At 54.5% G+C, this 19130-nt stretch carries 22 protein-coding genes; 7 read left to right on the top strand and 15 right to left on the bottom strand.

Annotated elements, in window-relative coordinates:
• Window positions 1-23: 23 nt before the first annotated feature.
• Both oxlT and nhaR read right to left on the bottom strand, forming a co-directional pair.
• Window positions 24-1328, bottom strand: a complete 1305-nt coding sequence (gene oxlT, locus AX768_RS23875; RefSeq protein WP_062003629.1) for an oxalate/formate MFS antiporter — start codon at window positions 1326-1328, stop codon at window positions 24-26.
• Window positions 1329-1711: 383 nt separating this feature from the next.
• Window positions 1712-2605 (bottom strand): transcriptional activator NhaR, encoded by an 894-nt coding sequence (nhaR, locus tag AX768_RS23870; RefSeq protein ID WP_062002608.1) that lies wholly within the window; start codon window positions 2603-2605, stop codon window positions 1712-1714.
• A 131-nt stretch (window positions 2606-2736) separates the two neighbouring features.
• On the opposite strand from nhaR, the gene AX768_RS23865 reads away from it, so the two are divergent.
• From AX768_RS23865 to AX768_RS23850, 5 genes are all read left to right on the top strand, one after another.
• Window positions 2737-3060 (top strand): TFIIB-type zinc ribbon-containing protein, encoded by a 324-nt coding sequence (locus tag AX768_RS23865; RefSeq protein WP_062002607.1) that lies wholly within the window; start codon window positions 2737-2739, stop codon window positions 3058-3060.
• 90 nt (window positions 3061-3150) lie between these two features.
• A complete protein-coding gene (locus tag AX768_RS23860) occupies window positions 3151-3618 on the top strand; it encodes a CBS domain-containing protein (RefSeq protein ID WP_062002606.1) in 468 nt (155 codons plus the stop codon).
• Between the two features lie 119 nt (window positions 3619-3737).
• Window positions 3738-3923, top strand: coding sequence for a hypothetical protein (locus AX768_RS32935; RefSeq protein WP_083637982.1), 186 nt, complete (start codon window positions 3738-3740; stop codon window positions 3921-3923).
• A gap of 6 nt (window positions 3924-3929) precedes the next feature.
• Window positions 3930-4091, top strand: coding sequence for a hypothetical protein (locus AX768_RS32930; protein WP_155524329.1), 162 nt, complete (start codon window positions 3930-3932; stop codon window positions 4089-4091).
• A gap of 135 nt (window positions 4092-4226) precedes the next feature.
• Window positions 4227-5063 (top strand): DMT family transporter, encoded by an 837-nt coding sequence (locus AX768_RS23850; protein ID WP_062002604.1) that lies wholly within the window; start codon window positions 4227-4229, stop codon window positions 5061-5063.
• Window positions 5064-5066: 3 nt separating this feature from the next.
• Here AX768_RS23850 and AX768_RS23845 read toward each other — a convergent pair whose 3' ends face one another.
• Window positions 5067-5654, bottom strand: coding sequence for a DUF1344 domain-containing protein (locus AX768_RS23845; protein WP_062003628.1), 588 nt, complete (start codon window positions 5652-5654; stop codon window positions 5067-5069).
• A gap of 67 nt (window positions 5655-5721) precedes the next feature.
• Between AX768_RS23845 and AX768_RS23840 the strand changes: the two genes are divergently transcribed.
• Both AX768_RS23840 and AX768_RS23835 read left to right on the top strand, forming a co-directional pair.
• On the top strand, window positions 5722-6111 hold the full coding sequence (locus AX768_RS23840) for a transposase (protein WP_061998992.1): 390 nt from the start codon (window positions 5722-5724) through the stop codon (window positions 6109-6111).
• Window positions 6108-7007 (top strand): IS3 family transposase, encoded by a 900-nt coding sequence (locus AX768_RS23835; protein WP_061998991.1) that lies wholly within the window; start codon window positions 6108-6110, stop codon window positions 7005-7007. The genes AX768_RS23840 and AX768_RS23835 overlap by 4 nt, the downstream gene beginning before the upstream one ends.
• A gap of 318 nt (window positions 7008-7325) precedes the next feature.
• Here AX768_RS23835 and AX768_RS23830 read toward each other — a convergent pair whose 3' ends face one another.
• The 12 genes from AX768_RS23830 to AX768_RS23770 form a co-directional block, all read right to left on the bottom strand.
• Window positions 7326-8492: a metallophosphoesterase gene (locus tag AX768_RS23830; RefSeq protein WP_062003627.1), complete on the bottom strand. Its 1167-nt coding sequence runs from the start codon at window positions 8490-8492 to the stop codon at window positions 7326-7328.
• A 240-nt stretch (window positions 8493-8732) separates the two neighbouring features.
• On the bottom strand, window positions 8733-9011 hold the full coding sequence (locus AX768_RS23825; RefSeq protein ID WP_086381724.1) for a DUF4148 domain-containing protein: 279 nt from the start codon (window positions 9009-9011) through the stop codon (window positions 8733-8735).
• A gap of 654 nt (window positions 9012-9665) precedes the next feature.
• Window positions 9666-10049: a hypothetical protein gene (locus tag AX768_RS23820; RefSeq protein ID WP_155524328.1), complete on the bottom strand. Its 384-nt coding sequence runs from the start codon at window positions 10047-10049 to the stop codon at window positions 9666-9668.
• Window positions 10050-10585: 536 nt separating this feature from the next.
• The gene (locus AX768_RS34530) at window positions 10586-11131 is read right to left on the bottom strand and encodes an HNH endonuclease (protein ID WP_442857280.1); all 546 of its coding nucleotides are present in this window, start codon (window positions 11129-11131) and stop codon (window positions 10586-10588) included.
• Between the two features lie 834 nt (window positions 11132-11965).
• Window positions 11966-12796: a hypothetical protein gene (locus tag AX768_RS23800; protein WP_062002598.1), complete on the bottom strand. Its 831-nt coding sequence runs from the start codon at window positions 12794-12796 to the stop codon at window positions 11966-11968.
• A gap of 1636 nt (window positions 12797-14432) precedes the next feature.
• Window positions 14433-15782 (bottom strand): terminase TerL endonuclease subunit, encoded by a 1350-nt coding sequence (locus tag AX768_RS23795; RefSeq protein WP_155524327.1) that lies wholly within the window; start codon window positions 15780-15782, stop codon window positions 14433-14435.
• A gap of 191 nt (window positions 15783-15973) precedes the next feature.
• A complete protein-coding gene (locus tag AX768_RS23790) occupies window positions 15974-16477 on the bottom strand; it encodes a hypothetical protein (RefSeq protein ID WP_062002596.1) in 504 nt (167 codons plus the stop codon).
• Window positions 16477-16845, bottom strand: coding sequence for a hypothetical protein (locus AX768_RS32925; RefSeq protein ID WP_155524326.1), 369 nt, complete (start codon window positions 16843-16845; stop codon window positions 16477-16479). The genes AX768_RS23790 and AX768_RS32925 overlap by 1 nt, the downstream gene beginning before the upstream one ends.
• Window positions 16846-16928: 83 nt before the next feature.
• Window positions 16929-17264, bottom strand: a complete 336-nt coding sequence (locus tag AX768_RS23785; protein WP_062002595.1) for a hypothetical protein — start codon at window positions 17262-17264, stop codon at window positions 16929-16931.
• Between the two features lie 59 nt (window positions 17265-17323).
• Complete coding sequence (locus AX768_RS23780; protein ID WP_062002594.1) at window positions 17324-17857, bottom strand: HK97 family phage prohead protease; 534 nt, start codon at window positions 17855-17857, stop codon at window positions 17324-17326.
• Entirely contained in the window at window positions 17854-18069 is a 216-nt protein-coding gene (locus AX768_RS23775) for a hypothetical protein (RefSeq protein ID WP_062002593.1), read from the bottom strand. The genes AX768_RS23780 and AX768_RS23775 overlap by 4 nt, the downstream gene beginning before the upstream one ends.
• Window positions 18070-18079: 10 nt before the next feature.
• Entirely contained in the window at window positions 18080-18565 is a 486-nt protein-coding gene (locus tag AX768_RS23770) for a hypothetical protein (protein ID WP_062002592.1), read from the bottom strand.
• Window positions 18566-19130: the final 565 nt, after the last annotated feature.

Genomic DNA, 19130 nt, shown 5'->3' with positions numbered 1-19130 from the left:
GCATTGAGCAACTCAACGCTGCATCACTCCTTCACCACCGACGCAAACGGCATGTCCATCGGCGCCGCTGCATGCTTCTGCTTGTGCGCCTGCCGCATCGGCTTGAGCACGAACAGAGCCAATAGCGCAGACAGCGCCGCCATGCCGGACGCCAGCATGAACACCGCGTGCCAGCTTCCCGTGGCCGCCGTGATCACGCTGCTGAACGGCACCAGCAACGCGGCCGTTCCCTTCGCCGTATAAAGCAGACCGGCATTGGTCGCGGCAAACTTCGGACCGAAGGTGTCGCCGCAAGTGGCCGGGAACAAGCTGTAGATCTCACCCCACGCGAAGAACACGATCCCGGTCAGTATCACAAAGGCAACGGGACTTTGCCCGTACTTCGACAACGCCAGGATTCCGACTGCTTCGATGGCGAACGCCATGAACATGGTGTTCTCTCGCCCGATCCTGTCGGAAATCCATCCGAAGAACGGCCGCGTCAAACCATTGAGCACCCGGTCGATGGTCAGCGCGAATGTGAGCGCAGGCAAGGTCAGCCCGAGAATCGAAACGGGCGAGTCGTGCAAGCCGAAGTCCTTCGCGATCGGACCCAGTTGCGCAGTCGCCATCAATCCGCCGGCCGCCATCATCACGAACATGAGGTACATCACCCAGAAGATCGGCGAACTCATTACCTGCCTGGGGGTGGCGTTGTAGACGGCAGTCTTCAACGCGCTCTTGGCGTTTGCCAGCAAGCTCGCCGGCGGTGCGAACAGCGCCATGCCGAGGAAGAACACGACCAGTCCCTGACCCAGGCCGAACCACAGGAAGGTCGCTTCATAGCCGCTGTTCTTGATCATGTGCGCAATAGGCACGACCGTCGCAGCCGACCCGGCGCCGAAACCCGCCGCGGTGATACCCGCTGCCAGCCCTCGACGATCCGGAAACCACTTGAGCGCGTTGCCCACGCACGTGCCGTACACGGCGCCCGCGCCCACGCCACCGACCGCGGCCGCGAAGTACAGCATTGGCAAGGAAGCCGAGATCGAATTGAGCACCCACGCAGCCGCACACAGCAAGCCGCCAACGACGACTACCGGACGCGGGCCGTATTTATCGACGAGATAACCTTCGATTGGAACAAGCCATGTTTCGGTCACGACGAAAATCGTGAACGCGACCTGGATGGCCGCGCGGCCCCAGTGATGCTTTTCATCGATCGGATTGACAAACAGCGTCCAGCCGTACTGCATGTTCGCGATCATGGCCATGCAGATCACGCCGAACACGAGCTGCACCCATGGCGATGCCAGGCGCGACTCTCCTACTGGGCGATTCGTTTCCATCAATGTCTCCTTGGCATTTGCTGCCTTGTATTCGGGACGCCGAATTGACGTCTGCCTCATTGCCGTCTCGTTTGAGGGGTAGCAATGGGATACACAATATGTGATATATCAAGTAAGTCAAGTGAAAGAAACGACAGGGTTTTCACCAGATCGGGTTATTACTGAAGGGAATATGAAAGAACGCCTCACATTTTCTCGACGACTTTTCAAGGGCCAAAAAAAAGCCCGCAGGCATGCCTGACGGGCTGAGGCGTGGTGCGCGACATGGCAGTCCGCAACACGTATGACCGTTATAGTCGAAAGCTAAACGTAATGTAAGTTATTTTTGTTATTTCTTTGAAAGAAATTGACCGCTTACATCGCGATGGAAGGAGGACGGGTTTTCAGCCGTTGAACAACGTACTCCGCGCCGCATTCATGATCGATGAAATCGCGGGATGGCTGATACGTCTTTCGATGGAAATCGCGAAGAACTCCTCAACGATCGTCTCTATATGTCCGATCGCCACCAGTCCATGTTCGCGTTTGAGTTGCGCCGCCAGGACCGTGGGGGCGAACAGCACACCGCGGCCTTCGCGGCCGAAAGCGAGCGTGAGCGCGCTGTCATCGAATTCCCCGACAATGCGCGGCGTAATCCCGCGAGACTTGAGCCAGTGATCGAGCTTCCTGCGCACGGCCGATTCCGTTCCGGGCAGCAACATGGGCATGTCGCTGAGCGATGCCGGGTATGACCTCGCGCCGCGGGTCACCAGCGCCTTGGGTGCAAAACAGCTCAGCGTGGAGCGGCCCAACGAATGATTAAAGGCCTTTACGTTCACATCAGGGGGAATCGGCGCGTCGGCGATGATCAAATCGAGTTTGTGCACCGCAAGCTGCGATAACAGCGAATGCAGTTTGCCTTCGTTGCAGATCAGTTTCAGCGAGGTCGACAAGTTCAAGGCCGGTTCGAGCAACCGGTAAGCGACCGTCTTCGGCACCGAATCCGCCACGCCCACTCGCAGTTGCGTACGTGCTGCTTCCCTCTCCTGCCGGACTGCGCTCTCGAGTTCGGCACCCAGGGAAAAGATCTCATCGGCGTAATCGAGCGCGAGCCGGCCGGCATCAGTCAGCTCCAGATTGCGGCCGCTTTTCTTGAAAAGCTTTTTGTTGAGCGTTTCCTCGAGCAGTTTGATCTGTCCGCTGAGCGTTTGCGGCGTGATGTGCAACTGCGCACCCGCTCGGGCGATGCCACCCGCGTGCGCCGCGACCCAAAAATAATACAAGTGCTTGAAGTTCATCCTGGCCCTGTAAGCGACACCCGATACATCGATATTCCCGAACGATCGATGTTAAAAATACGTATATTACATTATGCTTACTTACTATACATTAGGGCTTCGGTAGCGACGAAAACGAAGGAGCCAAGAGAATGAAATGTCCCATGTGCAAAACCCCGGATCTTTTGATGACTGACCGGCAAGGCATCGAAATCGACTATTGCCCGACGTGTCGCGGCGTATGGCTGGATCGTGGGGAGCTCGACAAACTGATCGACCGTGCGGCGGAAGAAGGCCGCGTGCAGAGCGCTGCGCCGCAGCCCGCTGCGATATTGACGAACGCCAGCACTGAACGCAGGCGGGACGAGCGCATCCGTTACGACGACCATGATCGCCGCGACGACGAATATCGCGAGCGCCGTCATCCATACAAAAAGAAGAAGTCGATGCTCGGCGAGCTGTTCGACTTCGGCTGACCTTGAAGCCTTGAAGCCCCAAAGCTTCGGATTTTCCGATCAATCAAACACGGCCCTTCGTTGAACGGCCGGATATCAGCGAGGTTCTGAATGACAACCGTTGCGCAGTTACTGAGTTCCAAACCGGATCAGTCGTTTCACACAATAGAAGCCACGGCGAGCGTGTTCGACGCCATCAAGCTGATGGCCCACAAGCAGATTGGCGCGTTGGTGGTGACGTCTGGCGACCAGATCACCGGCATCTTCACGGAGCGCGACTACGCGCGCAAGATCGTGTTGCTCGACCGCTCGTCCAGGGTTACGCCGGTCGGTGACGTGATGTCGAGGGCGGTTCGTTATGTTCGTCTCAACCAGACGACCGAGCATTGCATGACGCTCATGACGGACAACCGCATACGCCATCTTCCGGTTATCGATGGAGGATTGCTGATCGGGATGGTGTCGATCGGCGATCTGGTGAAAAACTTGATCGCGGAGCAACAGTTCACGATACATCAACTGGAGCACTACATTCGCGGCAACAGTCATGCCGATGTGCCGGAAGCCGAAACACGATAGTCATGTCGGACCTGTTAGCGAGGTTAAGCAACATGCGACGCGCAAACGAACTGGAAGTCCATCTGGACAGAAACACGCATTCGGACCGTTTCCGAAAATTGTTTTCAACGAAACTGGATATGACGATCAAGCGGGCACGGTTCACGACCCGGCTGGTTGCATCGTATATGGGCGTGAAGGAGCACGAGGTCCACTTCTGGCGGGCCGGGATCACGCTGCCGGGCAGCGGACAATGCCGGCGTCTTTCCAGGCTTTTAAGGGTCGACGTGGCGTGGTTGTGCGGGACGCCGGCCACGGCCGCCTGAGAATTGATGCATGGCGCGATCTTCAGCTCGCGCCTCGACGTTCGCCACGAGCTCCTTGAGGTTGGGCGCCGTCAGGCCGGCGGCGCGATCATCGAGCAGCAGGAGTCGGGGATCGATATGCGGAATTTCCTGGCGGCTTTTGACGCACTCAAGGCTTGTGCCGTATGAAATGCGCCAGGAGAGGCACGTGTCGCCCCGGCCCGTTCTCTGTCATAATGAGGCGCTTCCGACCGCCACTTTTCGCCAATCAACGCCTTACATCGCCACGAACCGAGTTCGCGCATCCCGTCCCCGCACCTTCTGATGCAGCCTTTCATCGTCTTGCTCGTCCTGTTTTCCGCGCTGCTGCATGCAACCTGGAACGCATTCCTCCATTCCAGCGCGGACCGCGTCTGGCAGTTCGGGATGATGTCGTTCCCCTACATCGTGTGTTCCGCTGTTGCGCTGCTGCTCGTGCCGGCACCGGCGCGTGAGAGCTGGCCGTACATCGGCGCTTCGGCAGTATTGCAGTTCGGTTATTGCGTGGCGCTCGCAAAAGCCTATAAAGCCGGGGACTTCGGACAGATCTATCCGATCGCACGCGGGCTTTCGCCCCTGCTCGTTTTCGCCGGCGCGTTCGTGTTCGCGGGGGAACATCTTCGGCCGCTGGCGCTGGCAGGGGTGACGCTGGTATCGGCAGGCATCATCTCGCTCGCATTCCGCAAGCGCCGTTTCGCCGCCGCAAGCGTGCCGGCCGCGCTTCTGACAGGCGCGTTCATCTCGGCTTATACGATCGTTGATGGCCTTGGCGTGCGTGTCGCGGGAAACAGCTTTGCGTACATTGCATGGGTGTATCTGCTCTTCAACGTGCCGTTCGCGGTGTTCGCGCTGTACCGATACGGCGGTCCGCGCCGACTATTTCTGAGCGACCCGCGCCGTTCAATGCAGGGCATGGTGGGCGGCGCAATTGCAATGGTGGCGTACGGGATTGTGGTCATCGCGTTTCGCTACCTGCCGATCGCGATGGTCTCCGCGTTGCGCGAGCTCAGTTCCATTTTTGCGGTGCTGATCGGCTGGATGTTCCTGAGCGAAAAGCTGACCGCACGGCGCGTCGTGGCTTGCGCCCTCGTCACGGCCGGCGCGGTTCTGATCAGGATTTAGTATTTACTTCGAAACCGGGGTCACTTCAACCGCTGTGGCAGAGATATAAACCACGTGAACGGTATCTCCGGCTTTAAGTTTTTTTGCGGCCAATTCCGGCGGGATACCAAACGTTTCGGTATGCCACGGTCCGCGTAGCGTAATCGTTTTCTTCTTTTGATCAATACTTTGCACAGTCGCAATAATCTCGATTTCCTTTGCCGCGCCGAAACCCGATGCGTCGGACGCAGAGGCGAATGCCGTCGTATCGACGCGCTTTCTCAGACCAGCATCCGCAACTGTTGATTTGACCGCTCTCAGCAACAGGGCTTCCTTGATCAGTACATCAACGCGATCACCAATTTTGAGCGAATCGAAGTTGGTAACCTGGGGACTGACCGCCACTGGGACGACATGTCCCTTGGATCCTTTGAGAGAAAGGGTTCGGGAACCGATATCGATCCCCACGATCTGCGCCTGGAGATGGCGCGGCTCCGAGGCCAGCGCGGTTTTAATGGCGTCGGTGGAAAGCTGATCATCGGTTTGCGCGCTGACATTTACGGTCGCCAAGCAGCCAGCCAGCGATGCAGCCAAAATCCATTTTGCGTTCATTGCGGCGCCTCCGGTTTTTTTGGACACAGATTTGGGGTAAAACGTGTGTTCCAAACTGGAGTAGTTCATGTTGAAGAAAGCTGATGCGAATGCAGTTGCGCCAGAGTCGCTGGAAGGCGCGCGTAGCGCGACTGGAAGCGCCTCTGGCGCCCCCGAAGTCAAACGCTGGTCGACCGGGCGCAAACGTGGCGTGGTGCTCCGATTGCTGCGCGGCGAACCAGTCGATGCCGTGTCGCGCGAAGTTGGCGTGACGATCGCTGAGCTTGAATGCTGGCGTGAACAGGCTCTGGCGGGCATGGAGGCAGGTCTGAAGGCACGCACCAGCGATCCGTTGGAAGCCCGACTCAACGAGGCCGTCCGGCGCGTCGGCGAGCTCACGATGACAATCGAGATTTTGAACAAGGAACGCGAGCGGCAGGCCCGTCGCCCTTTGAGCGCTCGGAGATCATCGACATGAGCCACGAGATCTCCGTGAGCGTCGGCAAGCCCTTTGGATTGCAACGGGTTTGCCAGGTGCTCGACTTCCCGCGCTCGACGATCTACGCCGTACGTGCCAGAGCGAGCGCCGGCGTGACGCCGATGGTTGTGCGCAGGCGTGGGCCGAAGCCGAAGATGCCCGATGCTGACCTGCTCAAGGCCATCCGTGACGATCTGGCGGCTTCGCCCTTCAAGGGCGAGGGGCATCGCAAGGTCTGGGCACGGCTGCGCATCCTGCATGACATCCGTGTCTCCCGGACCCGCGTGTTGCGGCTGATGCGGGAGCACAGTCTGCTCTCGCCGCATCGTCAAGCGCGAGGCGAACCCATCCTTCACGACGGCCGGATTACAACTGATCGCCCCAATGAAATGTGGGGTACCGACGGCGTGCGCATCGCGACCGTGGACGACGGCATGGTGTGGATCTTCTGCGCCGTCGACCACTGCGACGGCATGTGCACCGGCATTCATGCCGCGAAAATTGGTGACCGTTTCGCCGCCCTCGAGCCGATCTCCCAGGGGCTGCTGGGCGAGTTTGGCTCCGTGGGTGCCGACGCGGGTCGCGGGCTGTCGCTGCGCATGGATCATGGTTCGCAGTACACCTCGGACAACTTTCGCGACCAGATCAAATTCTGGGGCATCGCGCCGAGCTACGCCTTCGTCGCCGAGCCGCAGACCAACGGCGTGGCCGAGAGGTTCAACCGAACCATGAAGGAGCAGGCTGTTCATGGACGTATCTTCAAAAACCTGGAGGAAGTTCGTGCCGCCGCTGTCGCGTTCAAGGATCGATACAACCGCGACTGGCGTCTTGAAAAGCTGGGCTTCAAATCACCCCTCGAAGCCCGTCAGGAAAGGCTGATGAAATTGGCCGCCTGAACTGCAAAAGTGTGTCCAAACAACCGGAGCCGATACACATTTTGCGTTCATGCATTTCTCCGGACGATGAAATAGTTAATCGCGCTCCAAATCATTTTAATTTCGAATCAGAAGCGCAAACGCACTAAAGCGCTAACGATATTTATACCGCGGCGCTTGCGTCACTGTCCATTGATCCGCGTCAATTACAGATTAACCGGAGATTATGTCTTGTATTTTGATAACTGAATCAATTCGATAATTAAAATAATAGGAAAGGTTATCGACGTAGAGTCGTTAATCCTTTCCGTAGCCGGGCGTCGTTAAGCGACGGATGTCTCAGGCGGGACGCGTGCCGCTCAAAAGGCGCAGGCGCGTGATTTCGGACGGTGCGGCAATCCGGATAGGCGGTCCCCAGTAGCCGGTTCCGCGGCTTGTGTACACCCATAGGTCATTGAGCTTTTCGAGGCCCGCCACAAACGGCTGCTGCAGCCGTACGAAGAAATTCCACGGCAGGAACTGGCCTCCGTGGGTGTGACCCGACAACTGCAGTGTAAAACCTGCCTTCGATGCCGCCGGCGCGCTGCGTGGCTGATGCGCGAGGAGCAGGCGGAACATGATGTCGGCGGGCGCACCGAGCATCGCCTTGGCCGGATCGCTCTTGTGCGCGGGATCGAAGCTGCCTGCGCCGTAGTCGGTCACCCCGGCCACGATCGCGCGCGCGCCATCGTGGTCGACCACCACATGTTCGTTGAGCAAGACAGTGAGCCCAAGCCGGCGGAATTCAGCGATCCATTTGTCGGCGCCCGCGTAATACTCGTGATTTCCAGTCACCAGAAACGCGCCGTGGCGCGCCTTTAATTCGGACAACGGGCGTGTGTGGGCAGCAAGATGCGGCACGGAACCGTCGACCACGTCGCCAGTCACGGCAATCAGGTCGGGCTTCAGCGCATTGACGGCGGCCACGATCTTTTCCACGTACTGGCGCTTGATGGTCGGCCCGACGTGGATGTCGCTGATCTGGACAATGGTGAAGCCATTGAGCGCTGCAGGCAGGTTATCGATGGGCACGTCCACGTTCTTGACTGCCGCCCGGCGGCGCGCGCTGTAGATGCCGAACACTGTCACCAGCACGGCCACCACCGGAACGCCGAGGGCGCTCCATGCCCTGAATTCCGGCCAGGGGTTTACAGCATTTTCACTGCTGCTCGCCAGGTGCAATACCAGCAGCACGATGTCCCGAAGAAACGTCAGCACGAGCAGCGAAGAGAAGAAACCCATTATCAGCAGCCCGATCCACGCCAGGCGATCGGAAAGCGGCTGCTGCCCGATGTTGCGCGCGATCATGCCGAGCGGAATCAACATCACCGACACCACCAGCGCAAGTACCGCGAGTATCTTGAGCGCGGTCCCCACGGGCGCCGCGGGAATGAGGCGCACGCCGATATACACGTGAAACAGAATCCCGATGCCGATTATGCGGATGAAAAATGCGGAACGTCGCATAGGCCGCCTGGTAGAAAGTGAGGCCGGCTTCTGGCCGGCGTAGAGCGCGGAGCAATCGTCGCGATGTCCGACATGCGCATCGACCGAGAATTGGCCGATGCAAAACGGCATCCGATTCTACCGGTTCACCAAAAAGCCTGCCGACGCATCGTACTGGGCGTTGCTGCCAACTTCCTGTGCGTTAAAAAAAAACCCGCAAGAAGCGGGTTATTTTTCAATCGAACAGACCTTGAACGCCGCTCAAGGGGCCGATGCAGCCTTTGCAGCCGCAGACTTCTTCTCTGCGTTCTGGATGTTTTGCGGATAGTTGGTCTGGTCGCCGGCCGGGTTGTAGCCGTTCTTCTCCAGATCCTTCAGTTCCGCATTTTTCTTGGTGCGCGCTGCTTTCCGATCGGCCTTGCGTTGCGCCTTTTGCACTTGCTTCGGGGTGGAAGCGGCGGTATCGGTGGTTTGCGCCATTGCGACCGGGGCGGTCATTCCAGCAGTTGCCACTGATACGACGAGAGCCAATGCAGCCATGCGGATTCGGTACATATCGAGATTCTCCACGAAAAGCGGTTTTTTTGTGCGGCAGCGCCGGCGGCGTCTTCCGCGTTTGTCGTGCTGGACCTGCATGTTTCGTTACGTGCCGGTTATCCGCGCATCGGTCTTCGTAAGCCTTGTAATCTTTATGTGCGGGTAACTGATACGCGAACGTATATTAACCAACTCTTTATGCCTCCGTGTAGCACAAACGTAAGATGCAAATCAGCATTTGCGATGATGGAAATGACGCGAATGCTTCTTTGCACAATTCAGTTTGAGCGCACGATCAGGAACGAAAGCACGCAGTCTTCCGCGTTGGGCGCTTGTCAATTGCGTTCGGGAAGTAATCCTGCTATCAAAATTATTATGCAATCCTTATTGAAATGCGATTCCGTGCACGTGCCCTTTTCAAAGATTGCGAGCAAAAAAAAATCCACCCGGCTCCCGCCGGGTGGATTTTTCTTTGCGACTACGCTTGGATCTCAGAGGTACCTTGACTGCTGCGCCGCCGCGCTTCCGAGGAAGCTAAGCGAGTCGGTATGGAACCGGCCCACTCACCATTCGTCATCCAGCGGGGATCTGGATCACCAACGAAGCATGCATGATGAAGACCTGACACGCGTAGAGCTATCGGACGAATCCGACTGCTCAGCGGGGGACCTGGCCACTTGCCGGCGCAGCGGGATTCACTGCATTGACGAGAACGCGCGTACCCGGCACGACCGCCGCAACCGCTCCCGGCGAGTTGGCCTGCACGGTCAACTCGGCGCCTTGCGTGTCACGGAGTGTCACTGAGCCGCGCTGGCTATCCACGCTCGTTACCTGGGCGACAGTCTCCCTGCCATCTTGCGTGGGCACTGCGGCAAGTCTGGAAGATTCGAGCACGGTAAGACGAACCGGTCGCGCTGTCGTGCCATACACTGCGGTGCCTGCCTTGAGCTTGTCGAGGTTAGGGATGTTGGGGCCGACCTGGAACGATTCCGTGACGCCCTGAGCGTTTATCACGGTAACGCTGTGTGTGGCCGTATCCACCGATTGCACCTTGCCGCCAATGCGTACGTTCGTGGTGCCGTCGATAGACGCTACGCGCTCGTCATCAGGACGGAGGATGCCGCCGCGATCATGGCGATCTTGATGGATTTACTGGACTTCGATTTCATTTTGCTGCTCCTGCCGGACACTGAGGGTCTGCTCGTGCGCTGTCCGGTGTTCAATCGCACAAACTGTTCAAAAACGTGAACCCAGTTTGTTTTTCGAGATGAGCGATGTCAATTGAACCGGGGTATTTTTAGGTATCCTCCTATTCACGACTGTCGAATAGGAGCCACTTTAAAACAGTCAATTTCACAGCACGATGAATGACATTGCTTTCGAGCGTCGTACACTGTTGCAATCACGCCCCGCGTACTTATTTAGGATGACGCAGTCCATTACAATACGCGCCTGCAATCTTTGCCCGGCATCGGGCGATGGGGAAATACCATTTCCCGATAATATCATTATAAATCAATCACTTATCTATGACCTAAAGTACCCCGTGGACAGGCTTTGTGGTATAGGAAAATCGTCTACTGTCCGAACAAAGTTCTGGGCGTGGTTGGTGGCGTCCTACCATTCCGCACCCACGAGCTAACCCGTTTGATTCTGGGAGTGGAGATTGGTAACTCTGTGAGGGCGTCGTCTGTTCCGTGATTAGCGAACTCCCCGTGCAAATTTTCCCGCAGTGCTTTGACGGCAGTAACGGCGTCACTCAAAACCGCGAACCTGCCTGCACTCTTTCCGCTAACTGTGGCGCTGAACTTAAGTCTTTTCCGGTCGAACGAAACGCCCTTGTACCCGGTTGTGTTTCTTGTTGGGATACCAACGTTGTACATGTTCTCAGTGGGCGTAGCGTGCCTGAGATTTATCCACCCGTTGTTACTTCGTCTACGGTCTGCGTGGTCTACATGATTCAGCGGGAAAGCACCCTCTAGATAAAGGAATGCTAGTCGGTGTGCGAGATACCGCTTTTGGTCAATCGCTATACCGACGTACCCCTTATTAAAATCCCCCGCAATGCCATTAACAAACGCCCCTCGTCTGGCATTCCGCCAATAGAACTTTCCGCTAACCACACTGTAATACAATACTTCCTTGAGTCTTTCCTGAGTCAATACAGGATGACAGGTACTCTTTTTATCGTTCAATTGTCCTTAATTTAAAGTCGAGGCTATGGCTAGGTACAAGCTGGCGGGAGTTAAGTTGTACTAAGAGGGGTGGCAACGTTGCCACCCCTCTCCGCCGTATGCTGATCCTGAGTTATCGAAGAAAGTAGCTCACGGCGAGATAACTCTCCCGCAAGCTGTTAAGCAGGTAGCTGCTAAGAAGTCAGCACACAAAGAGGTCGGATCACGTGATACCACCTGTGGCTATAGATGAAACGGTTTTCCGTGGCACCTAGTTCGCTAAGCATCGACCAAAGATAGCGGATCAATCCACCCAGGCTGCAATCGCTCCTCCTCACACGTCAGGGTAGGCAACTCCTCCAGCGCGTCTAATGTGGTCACAATGGGTAACGTGGTCACAGTACGGTCCCCATGTAATGTGGTCACAATGGGCACATCGACCAAGGTAACTACTTGTTGGGTATATACCTCTTCCTCTTGGGTATATACCTTGGGATTGGCTTGGGTATATACCCTCCGCAAAGGCTTAGCCCATATAGGCAGGTCCCCAGTTAGGGTATATACCGCACGCCGATATGACGCCTTGCCATTCTTGCTGAGCTTGCCAAAGTAGCTACTTTCGGCTGTGTTGTCGTCTAAAACATGCGTAGTTCCGGCGCAAGTTACGGCGTTCCCGCTCAAGGTGCGCTCAATCATGGCGATTTAGGCTCGAGCACTGGAACTTACGCTGGAACTGCTGCATAGAAACGGGCTTACCACTAGTAAAACAAACCCATAGGTAGTTCATGTAGATTCCTCGCTAGATATCTTAGTAGATGCAATTTCAGACTCCATGCCGGACTTCCGCAGAATGTCCTCGAAAGAGTCCTTGGTGAGCAGCATTAGGATATCGATGGACAGGGGCTTACCTTGTCCGTGGGCAGGCCGGAGATAACCAGTACGACTCACCTTGGCTTTCATTTGATACGTCTCGCTATACCAGAACCACTTACGCCCCGCCAACATTACGTAGGTGGGAAAATACTCTACCGTCTCTTGAATTCGTGTCATGTTAGGTCGCTCCGTTGGAATACCCTGTAAGTGGTCGATCAGTTGCGACATACGCAGCTTGGCTACCTTAGCCCGTCCCTCAGGCTTTACGTCAGGCATAGCTACGTCCAGACCCCAGGAGTTAATGCGGTCGATAATGCGCTTTATCGAGGGGTCTGTAGACTTCCTGGCTACAAGGGGAATCTGGCCGGAGAATCGATTCTTCGAAAGTGTTCCGTATGCCTCGCCGAAGCGTGCACCTAACGCGCTAGCTACAGCCGCAGCAGGTAATGCCAACGCCGCAATATCGAGCCTACGCTTACCGTCTGCACCTAACACGACAACCATATCGGCCCATCGCTCACGCCAGTCCGCAGGCGTCTTAGATATCTGCTGGAGGCTAGAATAGTATCCGTCAGCACGTAACTCCTTATTAACCTCAGTCTGCTTAGTCAACCTTTTCTTAGTTTCTTCGTGACGTGCTACTTTGCGCTGCTCCTTGGCTACCTGATCTAGATAATCCTCCCCGAATTGTGGAGATGTACTAGCAGCCAGGACGGTTTTAGCCTTTACCTTATCGTCCATACATTGAGTTATTCCTTATCCGGTACATTAATAATCATTAACTCGTTATTCATACGTACAGTAATCGTATTACCCTTGATGCTAAGGAACGATGCTCCTTGATGTGCTAGGTTAGAGATAACATCTTTCATCTCGTTAGACACAGCAGTACACTTTCGTCTAATACGATAACCATTGTTGCTATGAGTACGCTTAGTAGGTAGCTCTAACTTAGCCTCAAGCATAGTTGATCCTTAAATGTGAATTGTTATTTATAACGTGATAGATATAGAGCAGTTAATACAATGGGTCTGATATAGACACTCTACACATGGGCGTGTTAATACGCACGCTTGTATCTACACCTCACACTGTCTACTCGTTATCTATACTCGGCCTGCTATTGCGCATGCCTCGTGCTATATACACATGGCCCATGTACATGTAACTGTGGTCTATCGTGTGAGAACTAACGAGAATGAAATAAATAGCAATCAATGCATTATCTAAATCATTACAATGACGTAATGTAATATATACAACCATGCACCAACATTGTGAATTCAATCAATCAGCTAGGCCGATAGTTGATAGGGATATCCTAAGATGACGGGGGGTATGTTCAAATACAGCTATCGAGGTCTCAAGATCGGCAGATCCGTGTTGTTCTAATGCGATGTCCCAAAAAGAGGTACGTTTTTCTCTGGATACTCCTTAACCGTAGAATATCTATCTACATCTGGCCTAATCCCATCATATCCCGGTATCCGCCAGATAGGAACAGTACGTAATCCCTCGCTCTAATTGGCATCTCGTCTCTGTCGAAACCTACGTCCCATAAGGAACTACGGCGAGAGTCCTTGCCCGTAAGGGGTAATCCATTGGCCCTACAATCGAATCCTAGTTTCTCCGCTCCTGATTTAGTACCGTGACATTCACGGCACATAGGACTAAGAACGTTATTGGGATCGATGCAATCGGCCATATCGGACCACGTATTAGTATCTCCAAATAGGGCTAAATTACCCTTATGCGGCCTTAGATGGTCACAGAATACCGTTGCGGTTACTCTACGGCCCCGTAACTCACAGACTGCACAGATAGGGAATCGCTTAATCCAGCTACTACGGAACGTGGCCCACTTAGAGTTATAAAGTCCACCTCCACCACGCCAAGATTCTAGGTGTGTCTCGTTATGTGGCCTACTCATATGCTCTATTATTCTTCTTAAACACAGGGAAGTCGTCAGAGTCGTCTATTACCTCGGTCTCATTGGATGCCCTAGCAGCTAACCGGTTAGGTCTAATCGGGTTCTTAAGCCCCAGAGTGCGATACCACGAGCGCGTATCAGTCGCCAATTGAGTAACGATACCCACTAGCGGATTAGGTTTAATCTGGCCTGACTGAGTAGAGAACGTTAAATCTTGCGTCGATAGAGTATTACTCGCTCTAGCGTGCAGTACGATAGATTCGGCCAGCTTACCAGCTACCTCCAGGTCAACTGGATTCCAATCATCAGAAGCACGCTCCCCTAAGATAATGGGCCAATAGATTAATGCTGCTTCGGATAATGGTGAAACTGGACGCGGCAATCGAGAAATAGCAATCTCGGATTTACTGCGCCGCTTTCGCGTAACTTGGTTACTCATAACACTCCTTAGTAAATGTTTAAGTCTGCAGGCTCAGTAAAATTAACCAGCCCATGCACGGCATTAACCGCAGCAGCAATAGGATCGATACGCCCGATAGAACGCTTCTTTGTTAATCGGCTATTCATGTTTATATCGGTATAGTCCTTGGCGTTTAGCGCAGCCATTGTAAGCGGCTTATCTTCTTTGCTATGCCAGCATTGACCGGAGATTAACTTATCCCGCAATGCCTTCGTCGGTTCAGTAAGCTGGACGATACTTTGTTTCAATGGCTCCATAATATCCAAGTCACCACCTGCTATTTTATATTCGGCAAGGAATCGGCTGCTCATAGCGGGATCGTAATAAACCTTCTTAACGTTACTGGCCTTGATAAGCCGTACTACATCCTTCGCAACGTCAACAAAGTCGATAGTCTTGCCCCGTGTGGTATTCAGGATTCCGTCAGCAGCCCACCCGGAGTAATCCCGCTTATCCCGGAGGGAATGCGCCTGGAGGGTATCGGCAGGTTTCCAGCAGTGAGATTGCAATTGCCATTCACCACCACGGCTAGCCCCAGGCAGTAACCAGTTACCCACTGGCCTAACGCCCGCCACAGTAAAGGCGGTCAAATCCTGTGACTCGGACAAGTCCAGCCCCGCGGTTACATACGAGCACTCATGCCAATCCAGCAGGTCCCCGAACGTCTCCCGCCATACGTCCTCGCTCATCCATGAGTCAGTCTGATCCACACGCTGATTCAAGTGCAGGTTTCTGAACGCGTTAGCATTAGTCCCCCGCTTGGCTGCAGCAGCTTCCTTCTTGAGCACTTCCATATCGAGGAAGTAGCCCAGGCCGGGATTAGCGGCAATCAATGCCCCCTCGTCGTCTACCTCGCAATCAGGCGGCGCGGCGTACAAGTGACACACAAGGGTAGGGTCCTCGCTGCCAACGGCGTCATCAATCCACAATGAGAACAGGGAGCTATCTAGCGGGGCTTGCGTGCTGATCGCCAGGAGCAGCGCGGAGGCACCATACGCTAACTGGCTAGTCGTCAGGCTGTCCACGAACGCGCTTTCAGGCTCCGGTATCTGCCCAATCTCATCAAGGATAACGAGGATAGGAGACAAGCCCATTGCGTGCGCACCGTCCGCAGCCAGAGGGGTATAGTGCGCCCCCGTGTTCCCGCAGCGGGCTACCCCTGTATGATCCGTACACCTGACTATCTTCCGCAAGGCGGGACTCAGGGCGACCATTTGCGACAGTGCCCGGTAAATCAACTTGGCTTGGTCCCGTGAGTTCGCTCCCGATACTATCTGTGCATTCTCGATAGCCTCAGGACCGCACAGGAACAGCAGCACGACGCACGCGGCAAGCATCGACTTCCCTGACTTCCGGCCCACGCTCAGGTACGCCCTGCGGGTTCCTGCGGGGTTATCGAAGATTGCTAGTATCCAGCGCTTCTGGAAGGGGGCCAGCTTAAGGGGAGTTCCTACTTTACCTTTTGGACCACTAGGCACTCGTAAGTGCTTTTCGATCCAACGGCAATTGCGCTCTCCTCGCGTCTCAGTCAAAGCCCAGCCTCGGTCGCTATCTTTCGGACCTTTGCGGATGCTTTTACAGTTACCTGAGGCGGGCTATCTTTCAGCAGGTTAGCGAAGAAAATATGCACTTTCTCATCGAGGGGATTGTTGCGAAGTATCTCGTTAGAGAGTTCATAGAACACATCACGGGCTAGCTCAACTTGTGCAGCGTGCGCAACTGCCCACCGGCCTTCTTCGCTAGGGGCATTCAGCGCAGGGCGTCTCTCAGATGGTTTTAGCGGAACAAACATCCACCGGGCTTCCTGCAGGTACTTATAAGCCTTGTTCATTCCCCACAGCGCGGCCCAAATCAACTCATCCGACTTAGGCGTACCATCGTGAAAAGCAACGTTACCTTGCGCCCACTGGAAGGCCTCACGGCCAAAGACATTGACGGCCATTGAGTACAGCGTCTCTGTGCCGCTCGCGTCGAGAAAGCAAACATCGTTCCTCAGTGTCCGCAGTGAGAATTCATTTCCAAAGAGATTCATTAGTTATCCTCTAGCGTAAATGGCGAAGCACGATAATCCACAGGTGGGTATCCACGCAAGCCCTTTGCTATCCCATGCAGATTAAGCGCTACGTTCGCAAGGACTAAATACTGCCGCGAACTATTTAAGAAAGCTGCGATAGCATCTCTATCTTTTACCTTTTCTCCAGATAATCGCTTAGCCTCAGCACGATCACGGTTAGCGAGGAAAATACATAGCTGGCTTCTAAGTAGATCAGGCCCGCACTTACCATCATGCGTCTTTGCAGCCCAATCAATCCGTGCATCGATATCAGGAGCCGTGCCCTTGATGACGCCAAGGTTAGGCCCGTAGAAACTTTCCATTAACTCAATACGCAGATCGTCCATCCCCTTAGGGTACGAGACCTTCCCTTTGGTCACGACAAGCGGAATGTGCCGCGCCTTTGCATGGCGAACCAGACTAGCCCGTGTCACGATTGCACCGTGTAGTTGGAGATAAACTCGCCAAGGCACTCGACGGGAACGCCCCGATTCTCAGCACGGGCAATCAGCCGATTCAGTGACTTAGTCTCCAACGTAATCGGTAGCTTCCAAGTCATATCGAACGCGCTATATTCAGCATCCTTAAACTTTGGCTGTTCCTCGCGCAGAATAGTAGCTACCAGAAGTCGAGCCATGTTGCACATTGAACGCTTATGCAGGAAACCCATATTGCGCACACGTGCGTATCCTTGCGGGGAAAAGTAAAGCACCGCAGAAGTTTCATTGTCACGCAGCGGGAGACGGTTCGTATTCGTATCGTTCATTCTATGTATTCCTTAATAGTTTTGCCGGAGACAATCCCCGGCAGTGAGTTCGTTATTACTTAAACAGGATGCGCCCAGCGCTTATAGCTTAGTACCAGCTTTTCGCGGGGCTTAGCCGCAGGGTCCTTCGTAAAGTTATACGTAGGCTTAGCGTCCTTCGGGATACCGGTAGTAGCTACGGGCAAGGACTTAGCCTCACTCGCTACCGCAATGATCTGTGCTCCTGAGTTGGCAGGAACACTCACAACCGACAATTCATGAATCTCTATCTTGCTGTAGTGCATGCCGGTATCAATCTTATGGCCGTCGATAGGCATAAATCCCACGCTGAAAGAACTAAGCGCTTTAGCCTGCAACTTACTCCACGTGTTATCCGCGAGGGCATCTACGCCAGCGGGAAGCAACGTTGCGTTAGCCAATAGCTTATTCCCTACCAACTGCATGCTAGTTACTGTCCCAATAACCTGTTTGTGATCGTGCTGTAGCAGGAGAGGCAAAGGTAGCTTAAACGTAGCTCCGCTCACATCAACGGTATCGCCAGTGCGGTCCAAATCTGACGTACTAGCGTAACCCGCAATGTTCCGGGCGCTCATTGTGTATCAGTCCGGCTAAAGCCAGCATTGAATTCCGCAAATTGCTCAGGCGTGAGATACAAGGCTTTCTGTGCGTACTTAGGGCCGACCACGACAGAGAACGTAGCCTTGTGGTTAAGCGTCTGTTTCGTGATACCGGCGATTGCAGCTTTACGCTGCTCCGGAGTCATCGAGTACCGATACGACTGTCCTAGCTCTTTATAATCAATCATTGTGTATTCCTTATTTAAGGTTAGAAAGCAATGCGTTCAGGATGACTACCAGTTCCGATTTAGCCCGCCCCGAAGCATTGGCCGTAACGAGCAGGTTATTCAGCTTGTCCCGTTGCCCGCTCAATGCCGCACGTGCCCGCTCGTTATCGTACTGCCCCGATACAAGTGCCGCGTCATACACGACTTCGACGCCCGCGGCCGTAGCGGCATTGACCGCAGCCTGACCGCCCGTCTGTCGAATCAATTCGGAGCGCAAACGCAATACTTCCTTACTGTGGAATTCCATCTTCTCCTCAATGGCCCGCAACTCTGCCTGAAGCAATTCCGCCGACTCCCCCGAATACATAAGAGCCTCCCGGTTATCTTGTGCCCAGCCCGCAGCCAGCCGCGTTACCGCCACAGCGGAGAACGTACTGATATCGTCGTAAGGGTTGATGGAAACGCGGGGATATGCGGGCGTTGCGAGTGCTTGAGCTACGAGGTCTTTAATGTTCATTTGTCATCCTAACTATATATCCGTGTCGGCAAGGAGAATTCCCGGCATCGACGTGATCTAAACTGCTATCGGCAAACCCAGGATCAGTGACGGGCTTACCTACTTTTGAAACTTAATGTGTGAAACTTAATACTTTACGATAGGCAATTACTCTGGTTAGATTTAAGGTAATCCACAAGTGCAGCCTTAATCACGTGTGATACGAGGCAATCTTTCTGCGCTGCAAGTTCTCTAATCTGGCGGTGAAAATCGGGAGCTACCTTGGCGCTAATAACGCGTGCGTCGGTATAAGGCGAGGAAGGGATAATCTTATCCATTTAAGTTTCTCTAAAGTAGACGTAAGGAATGCTCACAGCGGATTAGGCAGTGGGCGGCGGAGTGCTCTGGGAATTTGATGTTGCTCAGATTGAGCAGTGAGAGTGCCGCGGGAGCGTATCCATTACAACTCACCGCGCTTCCACATCGTGGGGAGTGTTTCGCTGTGCGGAACTGCCCCAGGGCGTCGGCATCATTTCGGGAGGCACAGCCATTCGGGAAAGTTCGTTCTCTCCAAGACTCTGTAGTG

Source organism: Burkholderia sp. PAMC 28687 (assembly GCF_001577465.1).
Taxonomy (GTDB): Bacteria; Pseudomonadota; Gammaproteobacteria; order Burkholderiales; family Burkholderiaceae; genus Caballeronia.
Note: the sequence above shows the minus strand (reverse complement) of the source record. Positions and strands in the feature narration are given on the sequence as shown.